1 protein-coding gene is annotated in these 304 nt (G+C 71.4%); it reads right to left on the reverse strand.

Annotation, left to right across the window (positions count from 1 at the left end; translation table 11 throughout):
- On the reverse strand, positions 1–293 hold a 293-nt coding region (locus tag ACK3CV_RS25410), incomplete at its 3' end, for a hypothetical protein (protein ID WP_489009929.1).
- Between the last annotated feature and the right edge of the window lie 11 nt (positions 294–304).

The following is a 304-nucleotide window of genomic DNA, read 5'->3' on the forward strand; positions in this document are numbered from 1 at the left end:
GGGGAGCCGGTGACGATATTGCCTTTGGGGGTCAGGCTACCGGCGCCGGCGTCGGCAATGCCGTCGCGCGCCGCGGTGGCCGCCTCCCCGGTGAGATACCCCACCGCCAGACTGGCGCCGATGAGCAGCACGCCAACGCCGATACAGGAAGCCGCCAGGCCGGCGACGAACAGCGCCCCCGCCGCCACCGCGCCTGCGGCGGCGATCAGGCCGCCGACAATCGTGCCGGCAATCATGCCGGCCAGGGCATGGGAATGCCCGATGGTATCGCCGACGCGAGCCGCTTCGGTCATCGTAAGGTCCT

Source organism: Serratia sp. TSO36, from assembly GCF_057808395.1.